This window comes from Brevibacillus borstelensis (assembly GCF_003710865.1).
Classification (GTDB): Bacteria; Bacillota; Bacilli; order Brevibacillales; family Brevibacillaceae; genus Brevibacillus; species Brevibacillus borstelensis.
Genome location: NZ_RHHO01000031.1, coordinates 215,176 through 232,998, shown reverse-complemented (window position 1 = coordinate 232,998; position 17,823 = coordinate 215,176). Strand labels below are relative to the sequence as shown.

Below are 17,823 nucleotides of genomic sequence, written 5' to 3'. Positions count from 1 at the left end.
ATATGCAGTCGTATGGCTTCCACCTTTAATTCGTGAGAATAACTTCTAAACGTTTGCCCCTTTTTCACCATAAAAAATGCACCCCTTAAATTTCATCGGATTTACCAGGGGTTTAATCCAATGTCCATTCTAAGGGGTGCACTTCAGAAACAAAGCTGGGCACTTTTTTTGCCTTTCCCTATTTTGGCGGCATGTTTGACTTTGTCGTCACCAGCTTTGCACTCCATCATTTGACTGATGATCAGAAGACGCTTGCTCTGGCTGAATGCAAGCGGGTATTGAAGCCAGGGGGGCGCCTGGTGATAGCCGACTCGATGTTTGCCGACGAGGAGCATAGAGCTTTGCACATTCGGGCGCTTCTTCAGGCCGGACGAAAGGAGGCCGTAGCAGAGATCGAGGATGAATACTACGCGGATCGCAGCAAGCTGGTGCAAAATTTGCAAGAGCTTGGTTTTAGGGTCCAGGCCCGGCAATTGACCACCTATGTCCATTTAATCGAAGCAAAGCTGATGTGAGTCGGCCTTCGCGACGCCATGCCAAGCTTCGCAATTGCAGGCCATCCTCTGCAACTTTTGGGCTCATCCCCGCTGACATCCGCCCTTTCTGCTGCATAGGCTGTAACGAGAAGGAAAGGGGGACCTCTGCTATGGGGTTGTTCGATAATTTTTTTGACCGGGATAATGATGAGCTTCTGTGGATCATCATCGTTGTAGTGGTACTGCTTTTCTTGTTTAACAGCGAACGCGACTGACAAAAAAGAATAGGTCTCGTTGCAGTTTGACGAGAAGAACAAAACGACCTTGGAGACAGGTCGTTTTTTGTTTGAAGATTTTTTGACATATGCACATATGTTCGCAATCTATGATTGACCACTCTTCGGGCTTCCGGTACGCTGGTAAGCAGCATCAGAGAAAAGGAGATGGCAAGATCATGAAACGTCTGAGCGCCTGGCTCGTTATCATGGCGTGCCTTTTGTACGCATGTGCAGCGCCAGAAGGGCCAAAGCCGAACGGCGAAATGACAACTACCGTAAAACGGGTAGTGGACGGCGATACTTTCGAAATCGCAACCGGGGAAAAGGTGCGCCTGATCGGGGTGGATACACCCGAAACGGTAAAGCCCAACCATCCCGTAGAGCCTTATGGAAAAGAAGCAAGCAACTTTACGAAAGAACTGCTTACAGGCCAAGAGGTGCGCCTTGTTTTTGACGTGGAGCCGCATGACCGATACAAACGGTTGCTCGCCTATGTCTATTTAATGGATGGCACGTTCGTCAATGAAAAATTGGTAAAAGAAGGCTATGCCAGAATTATGACGATCCCCCCGAATGTAGCCAAAGCGGACGTGTTTCTCGAAGCAGAGCGGGAAGCGCGGGAACACAATCGAGGGCTTTGGGGATTGGAACTGTCAAACGGAAAAGCGGAATCCAAAAACGGAAATGCAACATCGAAAAACGGTGCCAATTCCTCCAAGGACAAGGCTTCTGAATCGAAAGATAAGGCTTCCGATTCCAATGAAAAGACTGGACAACCCAAAAACAGTGCCGGCGAAACGAACAACCAGAATACCGAACAAGCGGAAACACCCCCTGCAGGAAAGCTGATTAAAGGAAACATCAATTCCAAAGGGGATAAAATCTATCATGTGCCTGGGTCGCGAAATTACGACCAGACCAAGGCGGAAGTCTGGTTTGCAACAGAAGAGGAAGCGCAAGCAGCGGGCTATCGTGCGCCAAAGCGCTGACCATCAGGAATACGGCAACGCAGGTTAGGGAAAAATGGGGATGATTGTCTCTGAAAGGAGTGTCCCCATGAAAAAAGAAAAATCCATGCGTCTGGTTTATCGCCTGCTGCTCCTGATTGGTGTCGTCGCCGTGATCGAGTTTGCCCTCTACGGCACGCGAGATGCGGAGACGGGAGGAGTCAAACAAGCGGCGGAACAGCCCGAGAAGGCCCCTACGCTAGAGGTGACGCACAGTCTGCAGAAAAACGACCTCCACCTGAAGATGAAGGTGACAGGCTTCACGTATTCAATCGAGAATATGGGCAAGGAAAACCGGCCTGGCGAGGGCCATATTCACATCTATCTGGATGGGAAAAAAGTCGCCAAAGCGTTTGAAGACAATTATATCGTAAAAAATATTCCCAGCGGCTCGCATGACGTCGTCGTAGAGCTGGCGCATAACAATCACGAGTCATACGGCATCAAGCAAGAGTTCCGGGTTGAGGTAAAGCCCTAGAGGAAGGCGCAAATAATCGGGCACAAAAGCAGAAAGCCGACATCCGGCACTGGCGCTGGATCGTCGGCTTTTCTATTCTCGTTATTCCTAAAAACTAGCGGAACAATACGGTTACTTGTGCTTGCTTGTCTGGGACAGAAACGACCAAGGTCGGATAGCTGATGACCTGCGTCGCCATGGAACCGGCAGCAGGCTTTTGCTCGCGGACATGGATGACATACCCGTGTGTCCCTTTGCGTTCCACCTTGTCAGCAACCAATCGGTACCCGCCTGTAGGACGTTTTCCGGCACCGATGACGACATACGTTTTTTGATCGGCGCGGACGACAGAGTGACCGCCGTTTTTCCGAACCGAACGAAGCGCATCCTGTACCGCTGGCGGATACGGGGCCGATACGCTTTGCAATTCATCTGCGCCTACCACAGCAGCTTGTGTTGGGGTAGGATGATCTATATGGAACGGTTGGCCTGTCAATGACAAAGATGCAGCCAAAAGTAAACTGTACCATGCGTGTAACACAGGCATCCCTCCTAGATGTAGTTTTATCAATTGAGCAAACGAGGTGAACGGCGTGCGCATCCTGCAGGGTGTCGAGTTTCTTTCACAAACAACCCAAGAGCATATGCTAGAAGAGCATGCCAAACGTTTCGGCATCAAGGACGGTCGGACATTGACTGACCTGTTGACCGATCCGCTCTTTATCGATACATACTGGAAACAAGCCGACGATAGCGAAAAAAAGGTAATCCGTCTTTTTGTCACTACTGCGGCAAGAGGATTTTTGCGTAAAAAAGACTGGGAAAAGATCGTTTTGCATCAGGGGCGAATACTGTCGGTCGGGTTAAATAAGCTTCGCCGACTCGGATTCATTCTCACCGTCCGAAAAATGTGGGGTGAGATCGGCTACATGATGCCGAAGGAAGTGAGAGAAAGGCTTACCCTTTGTCTCATCACCGAACGTCATTGTACGCCTGCTCCTGCAAAGACGCTCCCTTATTATATAACGGCAGGCAGGGGGATACATCTGGATCTTTTTGGCGTCCTCTCCTTTTTACGGGAAACGGATGTTCCTCTGACCGTGAAGGGCAGTATTCACCGGCGAATTCTCCAGAAAATGACGCCGCTGCTTACACTTTCCGATGAACATGTCGAGGGATGGGCAAGCTATTCGATCCCCGAATCAAAGGAAGGTGAAATGGCGCTTGCGGTCGTGATCGACTTGGCGATCCGGCTTGGATTGATTCGCGCCCGGGGAGGTCAGCTTGTCCTGGAGAAGCTAAGCGTTGCCAAGTGGCTGGAAAAAGGCCAGGAGGCAAGGTGGAACGAGCTTTTTCAACTGATTGCGGAGGAGTATTTGCCGCATGACAGCTGGTGGGATGGACTGCTTGTACTGATGATGGAGAGTAAATCCGACGAATGGCATAGTATAAATGATCAGATCAAGACATTAGCTGACACAGGCTTCCGCGTTCCGGATGATGCTGCCAGTTTGGCAGTAACCAGATGGCTCCACCTGCTGCTCGGTTTCGGTTGGCTGCATATGGGAACGACAGCCGAGGGAGAGGTGTACTGGCGTTGGAACAGCCTGCCTCGCCTGGCGATTGAGGAGCGCTGGTTTATCGATCCTGCAGGAGTCTTGACGATACCGCCGCTCGTTCCGCTGAAAGCTGTGTGGGAGGTCAGCAGGTTTTGCCCGCTGGTCTTCACCGGGGATTTGATTCAAGGCGAGCTGCAGGCAAAGCCGCTGCAGTCCTATCTGGCGGCTGGGGGAAAAGAAGAAGATGCCGTGGACATCCTGCAGCAGTATTGCGCTCATCCACTGCCTGAATCGATCGGGCAGATGATCCGGCAGTGGGGAAGGGAGGCCCGTCAGATTCAGTTCGAACCGATGGTCAGGGTCCGTACTGCACATCCCGGGATTTTGGAGGAGCTGAAGACCCTTGAACAGTTTCGTCCTTTCCTCGGATTCCCAATTTCCTCGACCGATTTTCTGATCGCACCGGAGCAGGAAAAGGAAGTAACCGCGCTGTTGCGAAAATACGGATACACTCCGTATATGCCCAAAAAATCTACAGAAGATCAGGCTGCTCGCAGTCATGCCGCGGAAGGGGGGCCTGACGGGCTATTCACGATCCCCCGCCCTTGGGATGGGTTTGCTGTTGAAAATACCTTCCCGGATAGCCTGGAGGGCATGCATCAGCTTTCTTCGTTGCCGAAGATGTGGACCCAGCATTTTCAATCATACCACCCGCAGACGATGCGCACGCTGCTGCAGCGGGCATCCGAGCTGGGATTGGAGATCGAAGCGGAGATGCAGGACAAAAAGGTAAGGGCGGGAATTCCGCGCCAAGTATCGATTGAAATGGGTTATTGGTATGTTTTTCTGGAAGTGGGAAACAAAAAACAAAGATGCCGTCTGGACGACATTCATCGGGTGCGCATTGTACTGCCCGAATATCTGTACTAGCCCGCTTGCTTCGTGGTACAATAAGAGGCGACTTACGTATAAACAAAGGAGGTCTCGATGATGGAAGCGTTGAAAACAGTGGATATGACTGAGCTCATTATCCATTCGCATGAGCTGTCGACGATGATCAACCAGTCCCGCGAGGTCTCAGAATATATCCTTGCCAAACAGGCCATGGAGGCAGACAAGGAAGCGCAAAGGCTGCTCGCCCTGTTTGAGCGGAAAAAAGACCAGTACGAGGATGTGCAGCGGTTCGGGAAATATCATCCCGATTACGATCAAATATCGAAAGAAATCCGGCAGTTGAAGCGTTCGATCGAAATGCTGGATTCTGTCCAGGCATTCAAACGAGCTGAGGACAGCCTTGACCAGCTTTTGTACGAGGTCAGCCGAACCATCGCGGATTCCGTGTCGAGCTCGATTAAAGTGCCCAGCAATAATCCGTTTCTGGAAGCGAAGAGCAGCGGTTGCGGCGGCGGCGGAAGCTGCGGCTGCAGCATCAAGAAACATTCATGACCATTTAGAGCGCAAGAGGTAGCAATCGTCACACAAATTTCCGCAGCAAAATTTCTTGTCCTCGGGAATGAGAAAACGAAATCGGAAGACCCGCTCCATACCCGCCGTCCGGACATACGTACATTCTGGGTGTATGATTGTCCCGGATGCAATTCGCTCCCCCGCCTCCGTCAAATAATCGCCAAGCTGCGGAGGAGGGAGCGGACTGGTTACATACAAAAAGCGGTTGCCGGCGTATTCGCGAAAGTAGGCATGAAGGACGACACCCTCATCTCGAAGCAAGCAAACAAGTTGAGCATAAAGCTGATCGATAAGCATGTGATGATCTACCTCCGTTTTCATGGAGCCGATACATCCTATTCTACCTTGCAAGGAAAGGAGCACGACGACCGTTATGAGAGAAAGACGTCTGGGAGTTGCGGTATGGGTAAAAAACCCGCGTGCTGCCAAGAATTTACGCAAATTTGGAACCATTCATTACATCTCCAAGCGGTTAAATTACGTCTCGATGTATGTGGATGCCGACCAAATCGACGACATCATCCGCACGATGGAACGGCTTCATTTTGTGACGAAGATCGAGCGTTCCCATCGTCACGAGATTCCGATTGAATACAACAATGCCAAGCCAGACAAGGCGAAGGAATACGATTATAAGCAAGAGAAGCATCAGTTGATGGCCCTGGCCGATACCCTTCTGGGGGAAGACAGTTTGCAGCCGGCAGGAGCCTCGACAGAATCAGTGCACTAAGCTGCCACATTTCGGCAGCTTTTTTGCTTTTGCTGGACCCCCGTACGTGATATGCTAAACAATAGATACAACCCTGTAATGATGCGAATGTTTGCGCTTTCATTGGCATCAAATAGAGAGAAAAGGGAAGGGCGGGTGCGTGATGATACGTTTGGATATTAACTGCGACCTGGCAGAAGGATACGGTCGGGGACGCCAAGCTGAAGATTTGGGGATCATGAAGTGGATAACGTCCGTGAACATTGCATGCGGACTTCATGCCGGAGATCCTCATATTATTGCCAGGACCGTAGAGGCGGCGATTCGGAACGGAGTCAAGATCGGTGCCCATCCAGGCTATCCGGATGTTCAGGGCTTTGGCCGCCGTTCGATGAATCTGTCTGTACGAGAAGTATACGAGCTGGTTCTGTATCAAGTGTCTGCGCTCGACGGAGTCAGCCGCGCGCTTGGCGGGGAGCTTCACCACGTAAAACTTCACGGGGCGCTCTACAACGAAGCGGCGGAAAGCCCGGAGCTGGCCGAGGCGGTGGCTCGTGCTGTTTCTGATATTAATGAAGAACTGATTTTGTACGCCCTGTCGGGAAGTGCTCTGGTCGAAGCTGGTCTGGAATACGGCCTCCAGGTGGCAGAAGAAGTATTTGCTGATCGAGCGTATTTGCCAAATGGACGACTGGCGCCGCGTGAATTGGAAGGCAGTGTGCTGATCAGCAAAGAAGAGCAGATGGAGCAGACCAGGCAACTGGTTCTGAATCAAAAGGTGCAGACGGTCGATGGAACGAGCATCGCATTGGCCGCGGATACGCTGTGTGTGCACTGCGAGAGTCCGGACGTGCTCCAATTTTTGATCGAACTGCATCGTTGGGCCAAACAAAACGATGTGAAGCTGGAAGCGATCACCCCACGCTAACATAAAGAAGCTCAGAATTGGAAAAAGCAAAGCCATGCCTGCTCTGTGCCGTCTTAGGACGGCTGGGGCTGGCAAGGCTTTTTTAATCGAGGCTCCAGTGGCCGTCTCTATTGGTCAGGATGAGATCACCCAGCCGTTCCGCTTCGTCCCGGTCGTGGGTCACCAAAAGAAAGGGGATGCGCCACTTTTCGTGAATGCGCAGCAATTCTGCCTGACACTGGCGTCTCGTATCCGCGTCCAGGGCTGATAGCGGCTCATCCAACAACAAAATATCGGGCTTGGTCGCGAGCGCTCTGACCAAGGCCACTCTTTGCTTCTGTCCGCCCGACAATTGATGGGGATATTTTTGCAGGAGATGGTCAATCCCTACCGACTGCAGCAGCTCCTCTACTTGCCCCTGAGCATCCCGCTGCATGCCGTAGCGGATATTTTTTTCCACCGTCATATGCGGAAAGAGGGCGTAATCCTGAAACAGGTAGCCGACATTCCGCTTCTGTACAGGCAGCTTGATGTTGTCTTTGTGATCGAAAAAAAGACGGTCAGCCAGCCGGATCGTTCCATACTCGGGGTGAGCAAGCCCGGCTATGCAATTCAGGATCGTTGTTTTTCCCGAGCCCGACGGTCCGAACAAGACGATAATCTCATCCTTTACCGCAAACCGGGCGGACAACTGAAATTCCGGCAGACTTTTTTGAAAGTCGACTTGCAGCATGTTCCATCCCTCTCTCCTCACTTCGTGTTGGCAAAACGGCGCATGCTTCGGCGGCTCCACCAATTCAGCCAGACGGTTGTCCCCATACCAAGCGCGACGATGACGATCACCCAGAACATGGCCTTGTCCATCTGTCCGGCTTCAACCGCAAAGTAAATCGCTACCGGGATCGTGTCTGTTTTTCCCGGGATGTAGCCGGCCAGCATCAGCGTCGCTCCGAATTCACCCAAGCCTCTGGCAAAAGAAAGGACAAGCCCCGCCAGCAGACCGGGCCAGGCGAGGGGGAAGGAGATGGTCCAAAAGACGCGCCATTCCGAGGAGCCCATCGTCCGTGCTGCATCCTCAAACCGGCGATCAATTCCTGTAAAGGCAGCCTGGGCACTCTGATACATCAACGGAAACGAAACTACAATAGATGCGATCACAGCTCCGGTGAGGGTAAACACAATCTGTATCCCGAACATGTCGTAGAGCAGCTGGCCGAGAAAGCCGTTTTTTCCAAAAGCGAGCAAGAGTCCAAAACCGACAACGGTCGGCGGGAGGACGATCGGCAGCAAAATGAGCGATTCCAGAAAATGTTTTCCCCAGAACTCCTTTTGCGTCAGAAGCCGTGCCATCAACAAACCAACAACAAACACAACAGAAGTGGAGATGGCGGCCACTTTTAGGGAGAGAAGCAAGGGTGTCAGATTGGAATCCACGTACCGTCCATCTCCTTTAGCTGAATCCGCATGATCTATTATTGAAACCCGTATTTCTGCAAAATCTCTTTTCCTTTTTCACTGCTCAGGTAAGCGATGAATGCTTTGGCAAGATCAGCATGCTCCGTAGAGGAAGTGATTGCACCCGGGTAGACAATCGGCTTGTGCCATTCCTCATTTGCTTTGGCCGCAACCTTGACTTTTTCCGAGATGGCGGCGTCGCTGGCATACACGATACCGGCTTCGGCGTTCCCCGACTCGACGAAGGTCAGCACCTGGCGGACGTCGCTTCCGAATACGAGCCGGTCTGCAAGAGGCTCCCAGAGCTTCAGATGCTCCAGCGATTCCTTTGCATAGCGTCCGGCTGGTACGCTATCCGGCTGTCCGACTGCCAGATGTTTGATCTCGTCCTTGGTCAGGTCCTCGAAGGAGCCCACAGAAAGCGTACTTTCTTTTCCAACCACGAGAACCAACGCATTTTTGGCGAAATCGGTGCGGCTGTCTTTCTGTATCAATTGTTTCTCTTCCAGCTTGTCCATGTCCTTCTTGCTGGCGGAAAGAAAGACATCGGTCGGGGCTCCTTGTTCGATCTGGGTAGCCAGCTTGCCAGAGCTGCCCAGCACGTATGTAAGGGTTACACCGGGATGCTCCTGCTCAAACAGCGGCTTGATCTCGTTTAAGGCGTCCGTCAAGCTAGCGGCTGCAGAGACCATCAACTCGATTTGGAGCGGTTTTTCTGCCGACTGGGAAGCGGTATCCGGCTGTTGACTTTGCGGCTGAGCGGTCTGTGTCGAACAGCCGACCGCCATAAGCAAGAGAATAGCAAATAGCAGAGTCGAGAGATATTTCCTAAATTGCGGGTACATAAAAGAACCTCCAATTCATATTTGGTTATAATTAAATATAACTAGTTATAACTAGATTATATGGAATTGAACTGGATAATCAATTGCGAATTTCAAAAAGTTAAAGGAAAATAGAAAGAACGACGATAGGAATAAGAGGGAGTTCGAGCGATGAAATACGGGAGGCAAGCATGACTCACGATAATTCATATACGACAGAAGAAATAGCCAAGCTGCTGCGGATATCCAAATTGACCGTCTATGATTTGATCAAAAAAGGAGAGCTTCCGGCCTACCGGGTAGGCAGACAAATGCGCGTGGACGCGTCTGATCTGGAAGCCTACAAGCAACGGGCCAAAGGGGAATACCGGAGTGTACATCCATACCCGCACCAGTCGGCAAGCACTCCGGCAGGCACGACCTCCCACGTTCCGACTCAGCACGGGCAGGCGACACGTTCTGTCATTATCAGCGGGCAGGACGTCAGTCTGGACATGCTGGCCAATCATTTGGAAAGGAATGGAGACAGCATTAGGCCGCTCCGCTCCTACGTGGGAAGCATCAACAGCTTGTGGGCCATGTACAGAGGAGAGGCGGACATCGTCAGCACCCACCTGTTCGATGGAGACACGGGAGAATACAACATCCCGTATGTACGGAGAATGCTGATCGGTCACAGGTACCTCGTTATCAATTTGCTTTCGCGCTGGGCCGGTTTTTACGTCCAGCCAGGCAACCCGAAAAAGCTGTCTGTCTGGGAGGATTTCCGCCGAGCCGGGGTTCGCATGGTCAATCGGGAGAAGGGCTCGGGGATTCGGACCTTGATCGAAGAACAATTCCGTCTCCACGGCATCGCCGGTCATGAGGTAGCAGGGTATGAACGGGAGGAAGGGAATCATCTTGCTGTAGCCGGGGCTGTCGCAAGGGGAGAAGCGGACATTGGCGTTGGCATTGAAAAAGCCGGGCAGCTCGTCGGGGTCGATTTTTTGCCTGTCATTCAGGAACGATATGATCTGGTCATGCTAAAGACAGATGAAAACAAAGCGCTGATTCGACAGGTGCGTGAAACCCTGCTCTCCGAAGAATTTCAAAATGAATTGGCTGCGATTGGAGGCTATGATCTGGCTTCCACCGGAAAGATTATGTACGAGACTTGGTGAGAAGCGGGCGCGCTAGCTGGAATCGATTGTCTACGATTTCTGCACAGTTCTGCAAATTTCTACTCAGTTGAATTGTTATTTGATACAATAGCAGGATAAAAATAGACGCTTGTCGCTCAAAAGTTGGGGGCTGGCATGAAACCTTTGCATAAAACAAGCTTGTTGATTTGTTTAGCCATATTGATCCCGTTTGCCTCGGCAGCAGTGGTTCTCAATTGGCAGACGATTGCCACCTGGATCTCCGCTCTGGAAAAACCGGAGGTAAGGCCGGAGACCGGTGTAGACCCGTTTTCCTATGATCCTCCGATTCCGTCACTCGTGAAGGATTTGAAGCCTCATTACCGGATACGAGCCGAGCTTCATACATCGGAAGCGAAAATCAAGGGGACCGTTACTCTTGATTTTGACAACCCGGGAACGAAGGATCTCCGATTATTCATCTACGATTATAAGTGGAGCCCGATGTCGATAACCTCGATTCGATACAAGGACAAGTCCTTGCCATTTAACAGGCGCCAGGCGGTTGTCCAATTCGCAAATCCGCTGGGGCAGGAGAAGAGAGGCACGCTCACCATCCAGTTTGAAAACTCTGTTCCGCGCCGCGGTACAAGATTTGGGGTAAAGGACGACATTTGGACGCTGACCACCTGGTATCCGATGCTGGGTGCTCAGAATCAAAGCGGGCAGTGGTACGAGCCTCCGCAGCGTATCGACTTCGGAGATCCGTTTGTCTATCATTACGGCGATTACGACATTTCATTCATATCTCCGCAAGGCTACAAGTGGGTAAGCACGGTCGGGATCGGCGAATCCAAGCCGCTGGAAGGAAACAGGCAGGAAGTGCATTACAACGGGAAAAAGCTGCTTAACTTTGCCTTGGTAGGCAGCCCGCTGTACCAGATCGAGACAGTCACGTTTGCGCCGAATCTCACCGTCGATATTGCCTCGATCGACAAACGCAACATCGCTCGGATCAAGAATATCGCGGAAACGGTCATTCCGACCTATACGGAATGGTACGGTCCGCTGCCGTACCAGCGCGTCTCGATCGCCGAGACGAGTACGGGAACGACCTACGCCATGGAATACGCCAACATGGCAATCTTTAAAAGGGACCTGCAAAGAAACAGCTTGATCGAGCACTGGCTGCCCCATGAGATTGCCCATCTCTGGTGGTACAACAGTGTAGCAACATTGGAGGCCCGCTACGGCTGGCTTGACGAAGGACTCGTCGAACGCAGTGTTGTCCACTATCAGCAGGCGCGGTACGGCGATTCGCAAGCGGAATCCTTGCTTGCTGATTACAGAAAAGACGTCGAGAGGCTCTCTCAGCGCTTTCCATACGGCAAGCTGGGGAAAGAGCTTCATCAATTTACGACTCAGGACGAATTTCATTGGACCTGGTATTCCAGAGGAGCGCTCCTGTATGAAAACCTTCGTCAGCAAGTGGGGGATGACGCGTACAAACGCTTCTTGCAGCGGGTACAGCGCTCCTATCACGGCAGCGTGATCGGTCCTGAGCATCTGGATCAGGCTTTGGGACAGGTTCTGCAAGGGGAAGCCCGCTATTTCGTTCCCAATATTGAAAAGCACAACAACGAGCCGTTTGCGCCCGTAACCTTGGTTCCTTATGTGACCACGGTCGTAAATGGCGTGAGCTTCTACCCGCAGGTCCCTTCGCGCATAACGGACCAAACTGCGTACTTGCCGCTCCGCGATGTTGCCGAAGAGCTCGGTTACAAAGTCAACTGGTCGGAGGAAAAGGCAGCGATTGAAGTAAAGGGGTACGGACGAACCATCTGGATCAAGGAAAAAAGTACATACGCCGAGCTGGACGGAAGAAAAGTGGAGTTCGGGAAACGGATGATCGAAATCGAAGGACGAACATTGGCGCCGCTTGCCTTTTTTGATCAGGTACTGGGCAGCGAAGCCGAATTGGACGAAAAGTCCAGGACGGTAAAATTGCGGTTTCCATCCGGAAAAACAGGTGGAGGGAGGTAGGCCATGCGAAACAATCTGATTCTTGTCGGTTTTATGGGGACGGGCAAGACGACTGTAGGAGCCGCTCTGTCGGAGGAGCTGGGCATGATTCATCGGGATCTGGACGAGGCGATTGTAGAGCGCGCGGGTTGTACGATTCCGCAGCTCTTTGAACAAAAGGGAGAGGCATTTTTTCGCGACATGGAGGCGGCTGTGCTCGCCGATCTCCTGAAGCAGCATGGTTTGGTGCTGACGACCGGAGGAGGGGCCGTTCTGCGGGCGGAAAATGTGCAGCGAATGCTCGAGGGAGGGCTGGTCGTCGCCCTGTCCGCGACAGAAGAAGAGCTGGTGCGGAGACTGGAGCGGGATCAAAACCGACCGCTTTTGGCCGGGGGAGTAGCACAGCGGGTAAAAGCATTGCTTGAGCAGCGCAAGGACTCATACACATTCGCACCGGTTCAGATCGATACGACTGGAAAAGAGGTAGCTGAGATTGTAGCTGAAATCCGCCTGGCGATGGTTGAAAAGGGTCTCATCGGGAAAGACTAGGGAAAGGAAGCGCTCTTCTGTTAGTACGGGGCGATCCGCGCGTACGAAGGAGGCACGTGCGATGTCGTTTCAAGAATACCTGAAATTTTTGACCCGCCTGTTTGTCCAGTACGTGGAAACGCCGAAAACGGAGCGGAAGATGAAAAAGGCTCCGCGCGAGTCTTGGTCTGCCCGCTGGTTTGGGGCGATTCCGATGTCCATCAAGCTTCTGTGGCGCAAGTAACCATCCAAACGGAGGTAGCAAAATGGCGAGAGTTGCTGTGGAAGGTTCCCTTACCCAAATTTCCAAGATGCTTCGTGACAATGGGTATCAGGTCGTCGAACTGGGTAACTGGCAAAATACAGTGGATGCCGTCGTCATTACAGGTCAGGATGTCAATGTGCTGAATGACCAGAGCAAGACGATTACTGGCGCCCCTGTGATCAATGCGTCGGGCATGACCCCGCAGGAAGTATTTCATGCGGTACACGTCAGATTGTCTCCTACCGAACATCACTGATGATCGGGGCGGGTCTGCGATTTTTCCAAACAGGCCTCCTCGGGAAAAATGTTGAAAGCTCTCTGCGAATGATTCGACAGAGAGCTTTTTCGTTTGCAGACATTTACTTTTGAATATGAAATTTTCCCACCTTGCTCGCATAGGCGTATGGGAGAAAACGCAATCCCTCGTCCCAGACGCCGATGTACGGTTTTTGCCCATTCCACACATGCAAAGACCCGACAGAGAAAGGGGAGAGCACCTCGGAGTGGTACAAGCTGACTGCCAACGTAATGTCCTTCGCGTTCTTTTGCCACAAATCTTCCCATGTTACGGTCTTGCCGGGAGTGGGAGCATAGACAAGGGGAGTAAACCAGCTGATATTGTCAAACGGATTCACTGCTTCAGCGTGAATGACACGGGTAGCCACGAGTTTCTGTCCAGGAGCAGCCAAATCCTGCTCCTGCAAGCTTTGAATGACGGATTCCTCAGTACGAGTCGTGCTTAGATACCGCTCACCCGTCTTGGCATCGACAACTTGCTTTTCTTTTGGCAGCGAGACCAGCCAGTGCGAGGCAAAGCCGTCGTACACCGGCTCGGCGGCAACTTCACGCGGGGCAAATGTATCGTCGAATAAAATGTACTCGCCTAGCCCGTACTCGAGCAGGACGAACGTTGGATTGCCTTCCGTCGAAGGAACTTCTCCCACGACCATGTACCCCACCTGCTTGCTGCCTTGCGTCAAGCTGACCAGCCACTGATGTTGATTGGCACCGAGCGTTTGGACGTCGATGCGGGCATTCCTCCAGTCGGCAAACTGGGGATCTTGTCCGACTATGCTATTTTTCCATTCTCCGATTTGTGTTTGAAAACGTTGATCCCATTGCCCTTCTTCCGCCAAGACGGTTGTCTGTCCGGGCAAGCAAAGGGCCAGTGCGACAAGCAATGCGCACAGAGAGCGGGAAACGGAGGTTTTTCCAGTCACAGTCAAGCACCACCTTTGTGGAAAGGCTTTCTATGGTACCTATTGTAACCAGAATGGGCGAAAAGATTTGTTGGTTATTGTCTCTTGCCGTTCGTATTTTCTCGCTGTCCTTTTACATTTTTCGCCCGTTGCCGTGCGGAGGGGCTGAGGGCGGAGCGGATTGCAGATAAAAAAGGCCGCCATTGATGAACTGAACCGATATTCTCGGCTCGTATTGCCAGCGCATCTCTTCCATGCGACGCCGCTTTTCCTCCTCGGGTGTACTGGCCACCCATTCGGTCTGGTCGATCTTCTCGCGGGGCGTCTCTTGAAAGCTGTTGGCCCGCAAAAAGTCGAGAATTCTTCCGCCTGCCGAGCGATGCTCCTCCAATGACGGGCTGACCGCTTGAATCGCAGTCGTTTGGCGTTCGGTTTCCTGTTCCAGGAGAAGGTTCAGGGAGCCATTTGGCTCGGCTGCAGCACTCTCAACATTGTCTGCTGCGCTGCTTGCTGAACCTGTTGATTTCCCGGAGTGCCCGTCTTGCAGCTCGTCCCCGCCCTTATCAGCTTCGTTGGCAGCCTCATTCCCATCATCAGCCGTTCGGCGTTGCCTCTCCTCCAGCTCCCGGTAATACGCCTCCAGGATTTGCAGCTCTTCTTCCAGTCGCTGTTTCGCTGCTGCCGCCCATGTCTGGTCTTCCTGAGCCAGAATGCGGCGGATCTCTGCTTCCATCATCGCAAACGCCTGGCTGATCGTAATGCGGCGGTCAAGCGTATAGTGATAATCCGGGATGGAGGGGGCAAGTTGACGCTGCAGCAGGAACGGATAAAAGTCCCGTACGATGTGCGGCTGGTGTAAATTCACCCCGAAATGCAGGATGAGATCACGCTTTTTGTCGCAAATAAATGAGACCTTCCAATTCACCCCAAGCCAGGGGACCAGCGGCACCGATTGGCGGGAAGAGGCTTGAGCGCGGGTTTGCGGCAGCGTTTCGTACATGCAGACAAAGCTGCCGTGTTTGCGCGTCGACTGAAAAATCTGCTGCAGACGAGCTGCGCCCAAATGCAAATGCTCCGCCCGCCTGTCGTCCGGCATGCGGTCTGGATCGAAGCAAAAAGTCAGCACCAGCGGCTGGTAGGGCAGGTTCATCTTTTCGACCCAGCTCCAGTAGAAAGGGCGGTTTCCGATATCCTTGTCTACCTCGACCGGCAGTTTGACAGTCAGAAAATCTGGATGTGTCTCCATGATGTGTGAAGAAAAGGCGGACAAGTACTGCTCCACATACTTGCGGACTCGCTGCTGGTTCATCGTTCTATCCCTCCCGAGACTGCAGGTTGCAAGATGAGCTTACTGTTCGGCTGTTTCCGGCAGCGGCTCCTTGGTTTTCCTGGCCAACCGCATGGCACGGATGGCTTGGCCCATGTTGTCCAGCTTGAGAGCCATCTCTTTCTCCGACGAAGAGTCCATGATGATGCTGATCAGATTTTCCTCCAGGGATTGCTTGAGGTTCAGCCGTTCGACGATGTCATCGAGCTCGCCGATCACCATTTCAAACAGGTCGATTTTTTCATAGAGGAGCTGGAGGATATGCTCTTCGATGGTGCCTACTGTAGACAAATTGTAGATGTGTACGTCCCGCTGCTGGCCCAAGCGATGGACCCGGCCGATCCGCTGCTCGACCCGCATCGGATTCCAGGGCATGTCATAATTGATGACCTGATTGCAGAACTGCAGGTTGATCCCCTCGCCGCCGGCTTCCGTGGCGATCAATACCTGTGCGCGATTTTGAAACAGCTCGGTCATCCAGTCCTTTTTGCTCCGTTTGAATCCTCCGCGAAACGGAACAGAGGTGATGCCGTGATCGTGCAAGTATTTTTGCAAGTAGTTTTGCGTGGCCCGGTACTCGGTAAAGATGATGACCTTGTCGTTGATTTGCTGAATGAGCTCGACTGCCTTGGCAGCTTTGGAATGTGACTCGATTTTCTTGATCATCTCGACGAGCTCCATGATTTCCGCGCGGACAGGGGAGTCTTCTGCTGCCCGTTGATGCATGTTGTAGAGCGTGAGAAAGGCGGCTTCCCGGCTGGAGCAAACCTCGCGCTGCAGCGTGATCAACGCAAGCGAGTTATAGCCGCCCGATCCGGTGTGATACTGTTCTTTGACGAAGCGCGTCACGCCCTGATACAACGCGGCTTCCTCGGGGGAAAGCTCGATCGGAATGGACTGGACGCGTCTGCTGGTGAAATGCACGCCTCCGTCGCTGCGTCTGTTCCGGATCATCACTTTGTCCAGTTCGGTCTTGAGCTGCTCATTGTTTTTTGCCTGCCGCTTGCCTTCCACATAGGTTGTGGAGAAGCTGGACGTGTGTCCGAGATGGCCGGGCTTTAAGAGGTTGATCAGATTGTAGAGCTCATCCATCTCGTTCTGGATCGGAGTAGCGGTCAGCAGCAGGCAGTATTTTTTGCGAATCTCCTTGACGAACTGGTAGTTGCGCGTTTTTTTGTTTTTCAGCTTATGGGCTTCGTCAATGATCAGCATGTCGTAATCGATGTCCAGGACGTGACGGCGGTGGGGATCGCGTTTGGCTGTATCGATCGAGGCTACCACGACGTCGTATTGCCGCCACATATACTCCTTCTTTTGGGCGACAGCGGGTATGCCGAATTTTTGATTCAATTCTTTCGTCCACTGGATTACGAGCGATGCCGGCACGAGGATAAGTATTTTTTTCGCCAGCCCGCGGATCATGTACTCTTTCATGATCAGCCCGGCTTCGATTGTTTTGCCCAGGCCCACCTCGTCAGCGAGAATGGCCCTGCCGCGCATTTCGTTCAAAACGCGCTCCGCCGTCTGCAGCTGATGGGGAAACGGTTGGAGCGTAGGCAGGTATTGCAAGCACTGAAGCTGGTCAAACTCGCGGATAGCCATCGCCTCTTCGGCTTCCAAAGTAAGCTGGAACAGCTCCCATTTGTCCCAGGGGCCGTCCTGCTTCATTCGTTCATTTAGCAAATCCATCCAATCGGCATCGAAGGAAACGGGAACGTTCGGCATATGACTACCTCCGCTTTGGGGTTTTGTCATGAAAATGCTATATCGTAAATCAAAGGTGAACGTTATTCTTTTTGATCAAAAAATTTGTTAGTGATTTTCCAAGTTAATTCGCAATTTGCATATTTTCAAGAATGCGCTCACGTGGTAGGATAAAGAAGGAGTTCATTCAACTAGTATGGAATGTATTTGGAACATTTATGTATCACCCAGTATCCACCGCGAATGAAAGTAGCAGGGAGAGACTGCTTGTAAGGCAGCGCCGAAGGAGCAAGCCGGGTATGGTGAATCTCTCAGGCAAAAGTACCTCTACTGGACGCATCTCTGGAGAGAGCTTCTTCGGGAGCCACCAAAGGGGAAACTTGCAAGCGATGCCAAAGGAACGGCTCGCATCAAGCGAGGCAACTCTCAGGTACCAAGGACAGAGGAGGAGAAATGGGCGCCTTATTTGGCGTATTCATTTCTCTTGTTCTGTCCTTTTTTGCATGAAAAAACAGGAGGTG

19 protein-coding genes, 1 pseudogene and 2 riboswitches are annotated in these 17,823 nt (G+C 52.2%); of the genes and pseudogenes, 12 read left to right on the top strand and 8 right to left on the bottom strand.

Translation table 11 applies throughout. From position 1 onward, the window contains the following. Positions 1-140 precede the first annotated feature (140 nt). The 3 genes and pseudogenes from EDM54_RS15630 to EDM54_RS15620 all read left to right on the top strand — a co-directional run. Positions 141-515: pseudogene (locus tag EDM54_RS15630) on the top strand (class I SAM-dependent methyltransferase); the annotation flags it as partial. Between the two features lie 415 nt (positions 516-930). Continuing rightward, positions 931-1,743 carry a thermonuclease family protein gene (locus EDM54_RS15625; RefSeq protein ID WP_122958433.1) on the top strand — a complete coding sequence of 271 codons (813 nt, stop codon included), beginning with the start codon at positions 931-933 and terminating at the stop codon, positions 1,741-1,743. A 67-nt stretch (positions 1,744-1,810) separates the two neighbouring features. After that, positions 1,811-2,239 carry a hypothetical protein gene (locus EDM54_RS15620; protein ID WP_003387321.1) on the top strand — a complete coding sequence of 143 codons (429 nt, stop codon included), beginning with the start codon at positions 1,811-1,813 and terminating at the stop codon, positions 2,237-2,239. Between the two features lie 94 nt (positions 2,240-2,333). Here the strand turns inward: EDM54_RS15620 and EDM54_RS15615 are convergent, their stop codons facing one another. Next, entirely contained in the window at positions 2,334-2,765 is a 432-nt protein-coding gene (locus EDM54_RS15615) for a protease complex subunit PrcB family protein (RefSeq protein ID WP_194246904.1), read from the bottom strand. Positions 2,766-2,811: 46 nt separating this feature from the next. Here EDM54_RS15615 and EDM54_RS15610 point away from each other — a divergent pair, with 46 nt between their 5' ends. Both EDM54_RS15610 and EDM54_RS15605 read left to right on the top strand, forming a co-directional pair. Then, complete coding sequence (locus EDM54_RS15610) at positions 2,812-4,707, top strand: hypothetical protein (protein ID WP_122958432.1); 1,896 nt, start codon at positions 2,812-2,814, stop codon at positions 4,705-4,707. A 60-nt stretch (positions 4,708-4,767) separates the two neighbouring features. Then, the gene (locus EDM54_RS15605; protein ID WP_122958431.1) at positions 4,768-5,223 is read left to right on the top strand and encodes a YlbF/YmcA family competence regulator; all 456 of its coding nucleotides are present in this window, start codon (positions 4,768-4,770) and stop codon (positions 5,221-5,223) included. Here the strand turns inward: EDM54_RS15605 and EDM54_RS15600 are convergent. Next, on the bottom strand, positions 5,218-5,565 hold the full coding sequence (locus tag EDM54_RS15600; protein WP_003387317.1) for a hypothetical protein: 348 nt from the start codon (positions 5,563-5,565) through the stop codon (positions 5,218-5,220). The two genes, EDM54_RS15605 and EDM54_RS15600, sit on opposite strands and share 6 nt — an antisense overlap. A 52-nt stretch (positions 5,566-5,617) precedes the next feature. On the opposite strand from EDM54_RS15600, the gene EDM54_RS15595 reads away from it, so the two are divergent. Further along, positions 5,618-5,974 (top strand): YlbG family protein, encoded by a 357-nt coding sequence (locus tag EDM54_RS15595; protein ID WP_003387315.1) that lies wholly within the window; start codon positions 5,618-5,620, stop codon positions 5,972-5,974. A gap of 142 nt (positions 5,975-6,116) precedes the next feature. Next, positions 6,117-6,881 carry a 5-oxoprolinase subunit PxpA gene (locus EDM54_RS15590; RefSeq protein ID WP_024984885.1) on the top strand — a complete coding sequence of 255 codons (765 nt, stop codon included), beginning with the start codon at positions 6,117-6,119 and terminating at the stop codon, positions 6,879-6,881. 82 nt (positions 6,882-6,963) lie between these two features. Here the strand turns inward: EDM54_RS15590 and EDM54_RS15585 are convergent, their stop codons facing one another. From EDM54_RS15585 to modA, 3 genes are read right to left on the bottom strand one after another with little or no spacing between them, the layout of a single operon-like run. Next, positions 6,964-7,593 (bottom strand): ATP-binding cassette domain-containing protein, encoded by a 630-nt coding sequence (locus tag EDM54_RS15585; RefSeq protein ID WP_024984886.1) that lies wholly within the window; start codon positions 7,591-7,593, stop codon positions 6,964-6,966. A gap of 17 nt (positions 7,594-7,610) precedes the next feature. Continuing rightward, positions 7,611-8,294 (bottom strand): molybdate ABC transporter permease subunit, encoded by a 684-nt coding sequence (gene modB / locus EDM54_RS15580; RefSeq protein WP_003387312.1) that lies wholly within the window; start codon positions 8,292-8,294, stop codon positions 7,611-7,613. A gap of 38 nt (positions 8,295-8,332) precedes the next feature. Continuing rightward, positions 8,333-9,160, bottom strand: a complete 828-nt coding sequence (gene modA, locus EDM54_RS15575; RefSeq protein ID WP_122958430.1) for a molybdate ABC transporter substrate-binding protein — start codon at positions 9,158-9,160, stop codon at positions 8,333-8,335. Positions 9,161-9,330: 170 nt separating this feature from the next. Between modA and EDM54_RS15570 the strand changes: the two genes are divergently transcribed. From EDM54_RS15570 to EDM54_RS15550, 5 genes are all read left to right on the top strand, one after another. Further along, on the top strand, positions 9,331-10,299 hold the full coding sequence (locus tag EDM54_RS15570) for a substrate-binding domain-containing protein (RefSeq protein ID WP_003387310.1): 969 nt from the start codon (positions 9,331-9,333) through the stop codon (positions 10,297-10,299). A 135-nt stretch (positions 10,300-10,434) separates the two neighbouring features. Further along, positions 10,435-12,300, top strand: coding sequence for a stalk domain-containing protein (locus EDM54_RS15565; protein ID WP_003387309.1), 1,866 nt, complete (start codon positions 10,435-10,437; stop codon positions 12,298-12,300). 3 nt (positions 12,301-12,303) lie between these two features. Continuing rightward, positions 12,304-12,828, top strand: a complete 525-nt coding sequence (locus tag EDM54_RS15560; RefSeq protein WP_122958429.1) for a shikimate kinase — start codon at positions 12,304-12,306, stop codon at positions 12,826-12,828. Positions 12,829-12,889: 61 nt separating this feature from the next. Further along, positions 12,890-13,051: a YqzE family protein gene (locus EDM54_RS15555; protein WP_003387307.1), complete on the top strand. Its 162-nt coding sequence runs from the start codon at positions 12,890-12,892 to the stop codon at positions 13,049-13,051. 22 nt (positions 13,052-13,073) lie between these two features. Continuing rightward, the gene (locus tag EDM54_RS15550; RefSeq protein ID WP_003387306.1) at positions 13,074-13,328 is read left to right on the top strand and encodes a YkuS family protein; all 255 of its coding nucleotides are present in this window, start codon (positions 13,074-13,076) and stop codon (positions 13,326-13,328) included. Between the two features lie 103 nt (positions 13,329-13,431). Here the strand turns inward: EDM54_RS15550 and EDM54_RS15545 are convergent, their stop codons facing one another. From EDM54_RS15545 to EDM54_RS15535, 3 genes are all read right to left on the bottom strand, one after another. Beyond that, on the bottom strand, positions 13,432-14,292 hold the full coding sequence (locus EDM54_RS15545) for a hypothetical protein (RefSeq protein ID WP_003387305.1): 861 nt from the start codon (positions 14,290-14,292) through the stop codon (positions 13,432-13,434). A gap of 112 nt (positions 14,293-14,404) precedes the next feature. After that, positions 14,405-15,580: a YqhG family protein gene (locus tag EDM54_RS15540; RefSeq protein WP_003387303.1), complete on the bottom strand. Its 1,176-nt coding sequence runs from the start codon at positions 15,578-15,580 to the stop codon at positions 14,405-14,407. Between the two features lie 39 nt (positions 15,581-15,619). After that, positions 15,620-17,323, bottom strand: coding sequence for a DEAD/DEAH box helicase (locus EDM54_RS15535; protein WP_024984888.1), 1,704 nt, complete (start codon positions 17,321-17,323; stop codon positions 15,620-15,622). A gap of 222 nt (positions 17,324-17,545) precedes the next feature. Then, positions 17,546-17,639, top strand: a riboswitch (glycine riboswitch). Continuing rightward, positions 17,640-17,755: riboswitch (glycine riboswitch) on the top strand. Positions 17,756-17,823: the final 68 nt, after the last annotated feature.

Bases quoted from the DNA above. Each gene is read 5' to 3' on its own strand.
- EDM54_RS15570 (WP_003387310.1), top strand. From the start codon at position 9,331: ATGACTCACGATAATTCATATACGACAGAAGAAATAGCCAAGCTGCTG.
- EDM54_RS15620 (WP_003387321.1), top strand. From the start codon at position 1,811: ATGAAAAAAGAAAAATCCATGCGTCTGGTTTATCGCCTGCTGCTCCTG.
- EDM54_RS15540 (WP_003387303.1), bottom strand. From the start codon at position 15,580: ATGAACCAGCAGCGAGTCCGCAAGTATGTGGAGCAGTACTTGTCCGCC.
- EDM54_RS15535 (WP_024984888.1), bottom strand. From the start codon at position 17,323: ATGCCGAACGTTCCCGTTTCCTTCGATGCCGATTGGATGGATTTGCTA.
- EDM54_RS15595 (WP_003387315.1), top strand. From the start codon at position 5,618: ATGAGAGAAAGACGTCTGGGAGTTGCGGTATGGGTAAAAAACCCGCGT.
- EDM54_RS15605 (WP_122958431.1), top strand. From the start codon at position 4,768: ATGGAAGCGTTGAAAACAGTGGATATGACTGAGCTCATTATCCATTCG.
- EDM54_RS15615 (WP_194246904.1), bottom strand. From the start codon at position 2,765: ATGCCTGTGTTACACGCATGGTACAGTTTACTTTTGGCTGCATCTTTG.
- EDM54_RS15555 (WP_003387307.1), top strand. From the start codon at position 12,890: ATGTCGTTTCAAGAATACCTGAAATTTTTGACCCGCCTGTTTGTCCAG.
- EDM54_RS15600 (WP_003387317.1), bottom strand. From the start codon at position 5,565: ATGAAAACGGAGGTAGATCATCACATGCTTATCGATCAGCTTTATGCT.
- EDM54_RS15625 (WP_122958433.1), top strand. From the start codon at position 931: ATGAAACGTCTGAGCGCCTGGCTCGTTATCATGGCGTGCCTTTTGTAC.
- EDM54_RS15550 (WP_003387306.1), top strand. From the start codon at position 13,074: ATGGCGAGAGTTGCTGTGGAAGGTTCCCTTACCCAAATTTCCAAGATG.
- EDM54_RS15590 (WP_024984885.1), top strand. From the start codon at position 6,117: ATGATACGTTTGGATATTAACTGCGACCTGGCAGAAGGATACGGTCGG.
- EDM54_RS15565 (WP_003387309.1), top strand. From the start codon at position 10,435: ATGAAACCTTTGCATAAAACAAGCTTGTTGATTTGTTTAGCCATATTG.
- modA (WP_122958430.1), bottom strand. From the start codon at position 9,160: ATGTACCCGCAATTTAGGAAATATCTCTCGACTCTGCTATTTGCTATT.
- EDM54_RS15585 (WP_024984886.1), bottom strand. From the start codon at position 7,593: ATGCTGCAAGTCGACTTTCAAAAAAGTCTGCCGGAATTTCAGTTGTCC.
- EDM54_RS15560 (WP_122958429.1), top strand. From the start codon at position 12,304: ATGCGAAACAATCTGATTCTTGTCGGTTTTATGGGGACGGGCAAGACG.